The organism is Rhizobium ecuadorense (genome assembly GCF_001187535.1).
GTDB lineage: Bacteria > Pseudomonadota > Alphaproteobacteria > Rhizobiales > Rhizobiaceae > Rhizobium > Rhizobium ecuadorense.
In genome coordinates this window covers 1-215 of the sequence record NZ_LFIO01000001.1, presented here as the reverse complement: position 1 = coordinate 215, position 215 = coordinate 1, and the positions used below count along the sequence as shown (strand labels likewise).

At 67.0% G+C, this 215-nt stretch carries 1 pseudogene; it reads right to left on the bottom strand.

The window, feature by feature from the left end:
* Positions 1 to 215 (bottom strand): annotated as a pseudogene (locus tag AF337_RS00005) (sugar ABC transporter ATP-binding protein); the annotation flags it as partial.

Below are 215 nucleotides of genomic sequence, written 5' to 3'. Positions count from 1 at the left end.
ACATGCGGGGCGAGCAGGAGTTCGTCCGGCCCATGGCCCGCCAGACCCGCCAGTCCGATGATCTCGCCCTTGCGCGCCGCAAAGGGCAGGCCTTTCGCCTGATGGGAGAGAATGAGCGGGGCGGTGGATTGTTCGCGAGCCGACCGTTGCTTGGTCTCCTCCTTCGCGACGGTGCCCATGGCCTCCACGAGGCCGTGATGGTCAAAGTCCTGCGC